Consider the following 10,312-nt stretch of genomic DNA (forward strand, 5'->3'; position numbering starts at 1 on the left):
GCCGTGCATCAGATCGTGCGGCGGGCCACCCGCTGCGCGATTGACACGAAATTGTGGACGTGAATGCCCTGTTCATCGACGCGGTAATTTAAAGACACTTCTGTTCGCCCCAAAGGCGGGCTGATGTCAAAATAGCGCAATCCGTTGCGTGTTGCGTTGCCGACGGATGCGGGCACGATACAGACGCCTTCACCCACCGTGACCAAGCTAAGCGCGGTTTGCAGATCCATCGTAAAAACCCGTTTTGGAATTTCCAGTGCCTGTTCCTTACAGCGATCCAGCACAAAATCGGCATAGCTGGGCCGGGGATATTCGGGATACAGAATGAAATTCTGGTCCGCGATCATCTTGAGATCAATGGTGGATTTCCCGGATGCCTCCAACGTGTCCGGCGCGGCAAGGATCAGGTCTTCCTCGCCCAGTTTTTTCGACAGGATTTCGGGATCTTTCAGCGCGGGGCGGGCAAAACCCACGTCGATTTCCCGGCGGATCAGGGTCTTTTGCAACTGCGCATTGTTCATCGGCAGAAGGCTGAGCGACACATCGGGATAATTGGCGCGAAAGGATTTGAGAATATTGGGCAGAATGCCAAAGGTCGAAGAGCCGACAAATCCGACGCGCAAACGCCCCTCTGCCCCCTGTCCGATGCGCCGGATTTCGCGTTTCACATCCTGCAATTCGCGCAGGATGAACCGGCCGCGTTCGTAAAGCCGCTCGCCCGCCTGGGTCAGGGTGATCGCATTGCGCCCGCGCACGAACAACAATGCGCCCAGTTCGTCCTCGGTCTGTTTGATCTGCCGGCTAAGCGGCGGTTGCGCGATGCCCAGACGTTCCGCCGCACGGCCAAAGTGAAGCTCTTCGGCCACCGCAATGAAATACTCCAACTGTTTGATATTCATTGACTGCGGGCCCCTGATGATACGCAGGGAACAAGCCCCTGCGACGGCACGGAAGTCAAACATTTCCTTGGCGCGCCGGGGCTTCCATTCCCCTTTGGTTTACGAAAAAGGACGCACAGACCCTGCGCGCCCTTCTGTCTGCATGTTCGAAAGGCTTATTCGGCCGCAACCGATTGTGCGGCTGCCTCTTCCTTGAGGACGAAGTCGAACTGCACATGCAGATCGGTGTCCAGATTGTCGCCTGCCTTCCTGAACTGACCAACCAGGCTTTCTTTCACGGCGAAAACCGAATCCTCGTCAAGATAGGTACTGTCCGCGTCGTAGATTTGCGACACGAGCGTTCCGAACCCGTCTTTCGACAAAATGAAATGCATGTGGCCGGGCCGGTTCGGATGGTGCCCCATATAGCGCAGCAGTTCGCCCGCGGTTTCATTATCCGGGATCGGATAGGGAACGGGCCGGATGGCACGGAACGCATAGTGCCCGTTTTCATCCGTCTCAAAACGGCCGCGCAGGTTGTAATCGGGCTGCTCGGGATCGTGGTTCTCGTACATTCCGTTGGGGGCATCTTCCCAGACGTCCATGATCACGCCGGCCAGCGGCTTGCCATTGGTGTCGGTCACGGTGCCTTCGAAATACACGGTCTCTTCGTCGTCAAAGTGCTTTTGCACGGTCGAGGCGCCCTTGGGCAGAACGGGCGGGTTTTCACGATAGAACGGGCCAAGCACCGTGGATTCGCTTTCGCCCGCATCGACCGGGTTGGTCAGCATGTCGACCAGAACCTCGACCCCCAGAATGTCACCCAGCAGGATGAATTCCTGACGCTTGTCATCGGTGATCTGACCGGCGCGGGTCAGGTAATCACAGGCCTGCAGAAATTCCGAGTGCTGCAGTTTCACGTCTTTGCAAAACCCGTGCAGATGTTTGATCAGGCTGGTCATGATCTCCCGCTGGCGCTCGGAGATTTCCCCATGCTGGCCCAAAGATGCGATAACGACGTCTGACACATTGTCGATGGTCACATTGCGCATTCGACTTCCTCCTCTAAGATGAAACGCTATGGTCACGTCCTGATTCACGCAAAATCAGGCGTCTGGCATGGATTATGCGTTCGAACCCCGCTCCAAGCCAATGGTCACAGCGGTATGGGGCAATACCCTGTAGAGCATACCCAAAGGTGTGTCCGCTGCGGGCGGTCAGGGTATTGGGGCATACCCTTCGGATCATTGCATATCGCATTGGCGCGTCTCATTTCTTCTCCACAAACGAGGGAGAACCTTATGCTGACGACACTGCACCGGATGCAGGATCAACTGAACCGATCCGAACATTTGAATCGTTTGGGCCGACTTTTTTCCGAAACGGTCCTGCTTGAGGTCGATGGGGATGAATTTTATCTGCATTTCGAAAAGGGTCGGCTGGAGCGGGTCGAACCGGGTCCCAGCCGCAAGACGCCCTGGCGCTTTGCCCTGCGCACCGACCGCGCCGCGCTGGAAGAGTTCTGGAAACCGATCCCCAAGCCCGGCTTTCATGACATTTTCGGCTTTGTGAAAATCGGCCGCGGCCGGGTGGACGGTGACATTCTGTCCCTGGTCAAGAACCTGCGTTTCTTCAAGGAATTCATGGCGCTTGCCCGCACCGATCTGGCCCGCACCGATCCGGCCCGCGAAGGAGTATCAGCATGAGCACGCTGATCGAACCCATCACCGGCCGCTATGTGACGGTGCAGATCGCCGATGCCCCGCGCCGCATCTATTTCGAAGAGGCGGGACAGGGCCGCCCGGTTTTGTGCCTGCACACCGCCGGGGCCGATACCCGTCAGTGGCGCCACCTGATGAATGACGCCCGGATCACCGCCAACAATCGGATGATCGCCTTTGACATGCCCTGGCACGGGAAATCCCTGCCCCCCGAAGGGTTTCAGACCGAAGAATACCTGCTGACAACCGAGGCTTACATCGAAACCGTTCTGGCCATGGTTGACGCGCTCGGGCTTGAAAAACCCGTGCTGGCGGGCTGTTCGATGGGCGGGCGCATTGCGTTGCAAATCGCAGCCCTGCATCCCGAAAAGTTCTCTGGTTTCATCGCCATTGAGGCCTCGGATTTTCAACCCGCATGGTATGATATCGACTGGTTCCACCGCCCCGACGCTCATGGCGGCGAAATGGGTGCGGCGCTGGTGTCGGCGAATATTTCGCCCCATGCCCCCGAGGCCGAGCGTTGGAATACCCTGTGGATGTTCATGCAATCGGGCCCCGGCGTGTTCCGGGGCGATCTGAGCTTTTACACCCGCGATGACAGCCTGATCGCCCGTCTGGGCCAGATCGACACGGCGCAGACGCCGGTGCATGTTCTGGTCGGGGCCTATGATCTGACCTGCACCCCCGAAGATGCGCAGCGCACAGCCGACGCCATCCCCGGCGCGACGATCGCGGTGATGGATGAGTTGGGTCACTTCCCGATGAGCGAACATCCCGAGGGCTTCCGTCCCTTCTTTGCCGCCGCGCTGGACGCGATGCCGCGCGGCGGGATGTCATAAAGGCTCCGGGCGTGGGCCCCCGCCCGAAGCAGACCTTGGGCAGCGCAGGGAGGTGCGCTGCCCGTTGGCCTATTCTTTGCCTGCTCGGATCAACCTCACCTTCAGAAAATGAGATCAGCAGCAGAGAAGGTCAGTCCGCCTTGGCGACACCGACCTCACCAGAAACGACGCGTTCAATCTCCTGCACAGTTTCCGATGCCTTGAATTCGTTTTCCCCTTCATAACGGGGAAGCGCCTCATGGAACGGGCATCCTTCAAACTTCGGATCGTCTTTATAGTTTGCGACGAAATGCGACGGGAACTGTTTGTCGAGCTCGCGGATAGACCCCATGAAGGCGCGGCGCTCTTCCTGGCTCATGGCTTCGCGGTTCTCGATATAGCTCCGCGACGGGTCGTCTTCGTAGGTTTCCTTGTACCAGAGAATGTAGCCCATCAACTTCGGCAGAATTTCCTGCGCCATCGGATGTGGCGGGTCGATCTGCATGGTTTTCAACGTGCTCGGCAGCGCGAGGCTGCGGATGAGTTGATGCCCGAGCCAGTGCAATTCTTCGGGGAAGTACCGGAACACAAACTGTTCGTAGATCGCCGAGGCGATCAGATTGCCCCGCTCTGGCTTTGGTTTTTCCATCGCTTCGAACTCTTCGCAGAACCGAAGGCACCCTTCGAAGTCCTCGGGATATCCGTGCAATGGCGTATTGTTCTCGGCCACGAACAGCTTGGACATCTCACCCCAGAACTTGTGGGAGCCGATCTTTTCATTCTCCGAAACGCCGGGCGCACCGACACGCAGACGGAACCGATGCATCAGCACGGCCGAGAAGGCGCAGACATAGATGTAATCGTCGTTATACGCGAAGGCTCCGGGATATTGCTTGGCCCAATGGGCGTGCAGCCGGTTGATCCCATCGACCGATTTCTTGGTGCGCTCGTCATGCGGCCCATACCACCACCACAACGCATTGGTGCTTTGTGTTTGCTCCACGCGAGAGGTGGCGCGTTCGACAACCTTGCCACCGTCTTCACGCCACACCGCAGCCGAGCCCCAATCGGTCACAACGAAGTTGGGGAAGGTCAGCGCATACATCATGTTCGACATGAACTCGCTCGAGTCATAGCAGCTCGCCAACTGCCAGATCCGCACATAATCGACCTCTGGGTCCAGCGACTCGATTTCCTGTTTGATCCATTTCTTCGGTGCAGTCATGCTTGATTCCTCTGGCGTTGCGCCTTGTCGATGCGCATGTGTCATGCCTATCGCCAGGACACTTAAGCGTACCATGTAGTACGGTTATTCCAGGGCCAGACTCATGTCAACATTTCCGTACACCTCGGTACCGAAATCGTGATCGAACGTAACGCGCGACATCGCTTCGGGTGTCCGGCCGGACACCCGCCACAGGGCCATCAGATTGTCCCAATGGAAGGAAGTTTAAGGGGCGTATCCCGCAAGAAACCGGCGGACAGCACGGCGTACCCGCTGCGCAATCTCTTGATCCGTGGGCACAGGCTCGGCCCCCCAAATTATGCGACTATAGAGCCCGCCATCGCAAATTCCGGTGAAATGCGCGCCGGCCTCTGGGTCACTGAGCGCCACAAGATCGTGACGTTTCCCCAAGTCCGAGAGAATTTCCTGCACCCGACGCAGGGTGCGAGCCGGGCCGTTCGAAAAGAAGATCTCGCCGATTTCCGGTTGCCGCCCGACCTCGGCCACGACCATCCGGCTGGTTTCGATCACCGGCTGCGAAAGGACAAGCCGCAAATAGGCGCAGCCCAGCGCTTCCAGGCCCGAGACCAGATCATCCGCCTCGGCTTCAACCGTTTCGAGCAACGCGAAAAGACCGGGGCTGGCCTCGGCCACGACGGCCCCGAAAAGCTCTTCCTTGCTTGGGAAATACCCGTAGAGCGTGCCCTTTGATCCGCCCAGGGCGCTGGCCACTGCGGCCATCGTGACGCCCGCATAGCCGCCTTCCAGAAACAGCGGGCGCGCTGTTTCAATGATGGATCGTCTCTTGGCTTCCGTCCGGACCCTCATTCAACAGTCTCTCTGAAGGTTCATCTTTGCGTACAAAGGCCACTGCATACGCGATGATATCAGAGCCGTAAACATATCTGCCGCGCCTTTCCGCGCCGCCTGTCCGCCCCGCCCTGGACCGAACATCACTCGTCGAACGGCAAGCCCACATAGTTTTCGGCCATGGCCGCCTGTGCAACGGCCGAGCCTGCCAGATACTCAAGCTCGCTTTCCTGAATATGCTGATCAAACTCGGACTGATCGGGGAAGCGGTGCATGGACGTCGTCATCCACCAGCTGAACCGCGTGGCCTTCCAGACCCGCGCCAGAGCAACTTCGGAATAGCGGTCCAGCCCCGACGCATCCCCCGCCTGGTAGAATGCCTTGAGCCCCTCGAACAGATAGTGCACGTCGGACGCGGCCAGGTTCAGCCCCTTGGCGCCCGTCGGCGGTACGATATGCGCCGAATCCCCGCACAGGAACAGCCGGCCCCAGCGCATCGGCTCGCTGACGAAACTGCGCAGCGGCGCGATGGATTTTTCGATCGACGGGCCGGTGACCATGCCTTCGGCAACCTCTTTGGGAAGGCGGGCTTTCAGTTCGGCCCAGAAGGCATCGTCGGACCAGTCCTCGACCTTGTCGGTCAGCGGCACCTGAATGTAATAGCGCGTCAGGTTCGGGTTCCGCATCGAGGCAAGCGCGAACCCGCGTGGATGGTTGGCATAGATCAACTCGTCCGCGCAGGGCGGGGTCTCGGCCAGAATACCAAGCCAGCCGAAGGGATAGACCCGTTCGTATTCCGTGCGAATGCTTTCGGGGATGGTCGGGCGGCTGACCCCGTGGAACCCGTCGCACCCGGCGATATAGTCGCAGTCGATCCGGTACTCCTGCCCATCCCTGGTATAGGTCACATAGGGTGCATCGCCGTCCACATCGTGCAGCGCGACATCCTCGGCCTCGTGAATAACGGTGGCGCCAAGGGCCTCTTGCGCATCATACAGGTCGCGGGTGACTTCGGTCTGGCCATAGATCATCACCTGTTTCCCGACGCGCTTTTTGAAATCCACGTGGAACATGCCTTTGGCCGTGGACAGATAGCAGCCGTCATGCACGATCCCTTCGCGGTCCATCCGGTCGCCGGCGCCCGCCGTGCGCAGCAGTTCGACCGTGCCCCATTCCAGCACGCCCGCGCGAATGCGCGACAGCACATATTCCCGCGTGCGGCGTTCCAGAACAACCGTGCCGATCCCCGCCTTGTTCAACAGCTGGGACAGCAAAAGCCCCGATGGCCCGCCGCCGATGATTGCAACTTGTGTACGCATAGCCCCCCCCTTTTCGGTATTAATAGAACACGCCAGGGCTTACTGAATGGACCGAAGCATCAAACTATGGTACTTTTGGAACATGCCAGACAATCCCGGCCCGACCACGCGCAGCACCATTCCCGCCTATGCGCTTTATGGCGAACGGCACGCCTTTCCCGATATCCTGCACTGCGAACGCATCACGGACCGCGCGGTTCTGCACGACTGGCACATCGCACCGCACCGGCATCCGCACCTGCATCAGTTCTTCTTCATCCAGCAGGGCGCGGTTCAGATCACCGTCGATGGCATGACCTATGATCTGGCGCCGCCGGTGATGATCAGCATCCCGCGCCTGACCGTGCACGGGTTTCGCTTTGCCAAGGGGACGGAAGGCTATGTGCTGACAATCCCGGTCGCTGAACTCTCCGACGCGCTTGCCGCCGACGCCACCTTTGCCAGCCCGCTGGACAGCTGGGGGCATTGCCCGGCCACCGAACGGATCGCGGCGCCCTTCGCGCAGATCCAGACAGAACACCGCGCGACACAGCCCGGTCGCGCGCCAATTCTGCGGGCCCTGGCCCTGCTGATCGCCTGTCAGATGGCCCGCGAGATGACCGAAGGGCAACAGGTGCCCACACGGGGACAGGACCAGCGCGTCAAGGCGTTCGAGACCCTTGTCCGCCAGAACTATCGCCAGCGCTGGCGGGTGGCCGACTATGCGCAGGCCCTGTCGATGACCCCGACGCATCTGAACCGGATCTGCCGGCAAGGGACGGGACTGTCCGCCTCGAAATTCGTGGAAACGATCCTGTTTCAGGATGCCTGCCGTCAACTGGCCTATACCCGCATCACCGTGGCCGAGATCGGCTATGCGCTCGGGTTCGAAGACCCCGCCTATTTTTCCCGCGCCTTTCAGCGCCGTATCGGACTGTCCCCCACGCAGTATCGCAGGAAACTGGATGGCGAGCCCCCCGTTGATGAGATCCCCGAAAGCGCCAACATTTCCGGGTAGTGTCTTGTTCTCAGATCGAAACACTACCGCCAGCCGCAGCAACTGGTCGAAGCTTCCCCCAGCCGCTCGTTATGGCGCCACGACCGCTATCGCCACGCCATGGATGTATTTCAGGCTCTCCCCCCTCCCGGTCAAGGTAGAGGGCGCAAACGAGCGGCACGACATTTCCGGATCCGTGTTCCCGGCGCCCCCGTGGCCCGGATCAGCACAAGATGGCAGCCTGTGCCGACCCAGGAAACATGGCCTCGTCCGCGTCATGCCGGAGCACGGTTTTATCAAGGCCTTCAACAGAAAGCTCGGGAATTGGCGCGGACACGATAACGAGGTCGGACACGCATCACGATGGTGCCACCCGCCCGTCATCGCGATCAGAGCCGGAAAATTCCAACTTCCGCTGATCCAGTGTTGGCGCACAGTACGTCGCACGCGCCACAATGGTTCCGCAGGAGCCGAAGCGCGGGGGCACCCATGGCTGAGCTGGCACTCAGCCATTCGCGCTCAAAACACCTTCATGATCCGAAACAGTGCCGATACATCCTGCTTGAACCCGCCCTTGACATCAAAGTCGTGGTTGATCTGCCCCAGCAGCTGAAGCGTGGGTGTAAGGGAGATCGTCGCGGCGGCGCGCACTTGCTGTTTCTCGGACGTGATACCATTGGCAACGTCATCAAGGGACTGATCGCCGCCCCAATAGCCGCCATATCCCAGCGAAAGGCGCAGTTTGTCGGTGGACTGATAGTTTATCCAGCTCTGAACGGTATATGTCGGGTCCTGCGACAGGATACCCCCGGCACCGTTGGCATTGCGATTGTCGCCATAAAGCGTCACGTCGCCCACGAGATCCAGATACCACTTTTCAGACAATCCGTAGACGCCGCCAAGCTGAAGCGTTCCCGAAACCCGGTTCGATCCGAGGTTGAGCGCATCGTCCGGATCATAGCTTCCGGTCGGGAAGTTCAGATAGCCCGCCACCCCCATATAACGATTGCTTGCCGGATCATTGACAAGCCACAAGGTCGCCGCGACGGTCAGATCCCCGAAGCCGTCAGCGCTTCCCAGATCGGCGCCGCCCAGGCTGCCGTTGCTAAGCTTACCCATCGGCAAAAGCACGTTGATATCCGCCGTCATTCCGCCGACCTCGAAGAAATAGACATAGCGCGGCATGATCACATAGCTTTCCAGACTGGCAGGCAGATCGCCCCCCCGATGGTCGCCCCGTCGTTGTCCCCATAGATCCCGTAGAGCAGAATGCCGTTGGTCCCCGGCGGGGCCGCGATGAAATCGCCGGGCTGCGTATCCGCAGCAGATGCCGCCATCGGCGAAAGAGCGAGGGCCGCCGTAACGGTGCCGAAAATGGCCTTACAGATTTTCTTGATCATCATCGTGTCGTACCTTTCTGGTTGATGTGCGTCACGGAGGCCGCTTGATGGCGGCGCTCTGACGGAAATGCGTGGTTATGCCGATTGCCTTCGCCCAAGGGCGTGCGGGGCTTCATCCGGCCTTTCTGCGGCCGGACCCCGGCCTGAAGTGATGTCAGCTATGTTGGGAAAGGGTCAGAACGCTGCCGTTTCCGTCGCACCCGATGCAGAGGCGACCATCCGCCAGAACGGCCAGATCGGCAAACGCGCTCAGCGGGCCGGGCATCAATCCAGCGATCCCCGGAGGGGTGTTGATCCTGCGCCCCACCCCGCCACCGGTTGGCAATCCAGAGGCCAGAACCGTCGCCGTGCCTGCGGTAACGCCGATGAGCTTTCCGGCGGTCCGGTCAAGAACCATGACAGGATCTCCCACCACGGCAACGCCATGGGGCTCGATCATGCCGGTATGCAGCACCTGCGGCTTACCATCGACAATCGCCACAAGGCGCCCGCTGCCAATCTCGGAAACGAACAGAGTTCCGTCGGCACCGATCGTGATCCCGGCGGGCTTGTCGAGACCATCGGCCACAACCTCCAGTTCGCCTTTGCCATCGATCCGCAGCACGCGGCCCGTGCCGCTTTCACAAACCAGCCAGGATCCATCGGAGTCCGTGACAAGCCCCATGAGCGTGTCGAGGCCAGTCGCGATCATTTCCGCCTCGCCGCCGGGGCGATAGCGCGCGACGTCACCGGCACTGTTGGTGCAGATCAGGGCGTCGTCGGCCTCTTCAACCACATTGCGGATATGCTCGATCTGCCGAATTCCAATAGATCAAGTACTGGCACAGGGGTGCGGGATTTCTCTGGAGCGATGCGACGTCGCCGCCATCAAGGCCGAGATCGCAGAGAAACAGAGGAAGGCGGCAAATCTGGATCAAGAAGCAGAGGGTGCCGAAACCGAAGCAAAACGCATAACGGCCGCCATCACGCAGATCGATCAGAAAATACGGACCGCCGACGGACAAGCGAAAGACGCCGATGCTGCACTTCGAGTTCCGCAACAAGCAGCAGCAAACCTCCAGGACCGGGTCTATTGCCCAGAGCCTGTATTACAGCTGGTCCAAGGAATTCCTCGAGGCCGGCAAGAAGCGTCTGGCGGGCGATACGGCTCGCGCGGCGACATCTA

The 10,312-nt window shown here is 59.8% G+C and carries 11 protein-coding genes; 3 read left to right on the forward strand and 8 right to left on the reverse strand.

All coding sequences use genetic code 11. The features are described 5' to 3' along the window. Positions 1–8 precede the first annotated feature (8 nt). Positions 9–899, reverse strand: coding sequence for a LysR family transcriptional regulator (locus tag GGR17_RS13730; RefSeq protein WP_054540070.1), 891 nt, complete (start codon positions 897–899; stop codon positions 9–11). Between the two features lie 155 nt (positions 900–1,054). After that, a complete protein-coding gene (locus GGR17_RS13735; protein ID WP_054540071.1) occupies positions 1,055–1,930 on the reverse strand; it encodes a dioxygenase family protein in 876 nt (291 codons plus the stop codon). Between the two features lie 249 nt (positions 1,931–2,179). Between GGR17_RS13735 and GGR17_RS13740 the strand changes: the two genes are divergently transcribed. Continuing rightward, entirely contained in the window at positions 2,180–2,584 is a 405-nt protein-coding gene (locus GGR17_RS13740; RefSeq protein ID WP_054540072.1) for a hypothetical protein, read from the forward strand. After that, entirely contained in the window at positions 2,581–3,438 is an 858-nt protein-coding gene (locus GGR17_RS13745) for an alpha/beta fold hydrolase (RefSeq protein WP_054540073.1), read from the forward strand. The genes GGR17_RS13740 and GGR17_RS13745 overlap by 4 nt, the downstream gene beginning before the upstream one ends. A gap of 130 nt (positions 3,439–3,568) precedes the next feature. On the opposite strand, the gene GGR17_RS13750 is transcribed toward GGR17_RS13745, so the two are convergent. The 3 genes from GGR17_RS13750 to pobA form a co-directional block, all read right to left on the reverse strand. After that, the gene (locus tag GGR17_RS13750) at positions 3,569–4,642 is read right to left on the reverse strand and encodes a hypothetical protein (RefSeq protein WP_054540074.1); all 1,074 of its coding nucleotides are present in this window, start codon (positions 4,640–4,642) and stop codon (positions 3,569–3,571) included. 225 nt (positions 4,643–4,867) lie between these two features. Continuing rightward, entirely contained in the window at positions 4,868–5,470 is a 603-nt protein-coding gene (locus GGR17_RS13755; RefSeq protein WP_054540075.1) for a TetR/AcrR family transcriptional regulator, read from the reverse strand. 125 nt (positions 5,471–5,595) lie between these two features. Beyond that, positions 5,596–6,771, reverse strand: coding sequence for a 4-hydroxybenzoate 3-monooxygenase (gene pobA, locus GGR17_RS13760; protein WP_054540076.1), 1,176 nt, complete (start codon positions 6,769–6,771; stop codon positions 5,596–5,598). Between the two features lie 82 nt (positions 6,772–6,853). On the opposite strand from pobA, the gene GGR17_RS13765 reads away from it, so the two are divergent. Then, positions 6,854–7,768, forward strand: a complete 915-nt coding sequence (locus tag GGR17_RS13765; protein WP_054540077.1) for a helix-turn-helix domain-containing protein — start codon at positions 6,854–6,856, stop codon at positions 7,766–7,768. Between the two features lie 498 nt (positions 7,769–8,266). On the opposite strand, the gene GGR17_RS13770 is transcribed toward GGR17_RS13765, so the two are convergent. The 3 genes from GGR17_RS13770 to GGR17_RS13780 all read right to left on the reverse strand — a co-directional run bounded on the left by GGR17_RS13770 (position 8,267) and on the right by GGR17_RS13780 (position 9,922). Then, positions 8,267–8,932 carry a transporter gene (locus tag GGR17_RS13770; protein WP_054540078.1) on the reverse strand — a complete coding sequence of 222 codons (666 nt, stop codon included), beginning with the start codon at positions 8,930–8,932 and terminating at the stop codon, positions 8,267–8,269. 2 nt (positions 8,933–8,934) lie between these two features. Further along, positions 8,935–9,147, reverse strand: coding sequence for a hypothetical protein (locus GGR17_RS13775; protein ID WP_157445621.1), 213 nt, complete (start codon positions 9,145–9,147; stop codon positions 8,935–8,937). Between the two features lie 154 nt (positions 9,148–9,301). Next, positions 9,302–9,922, reverse strand: a complete 621-nt coding sequence (locus GGR17_RS13780; protein ID WP_054540080.1) for a hypothetical protein — start codon at positions 9,920–9,922, stop codon at positions 9,302–9,304. Positions 9,923–10,312: the final 390 nt, after the last annotated feature.

This window comes from Actibacterium naphthalenivorans (assembly GCF_014196965.1).
Classification (GTDB): Bacteria; Pseudomonadota; Alphaproteobacteria; order Rhodobacterales; family Rhodobacteraceae; genus Actibacterium_A; species Actibacterium_A naphthalenivorans.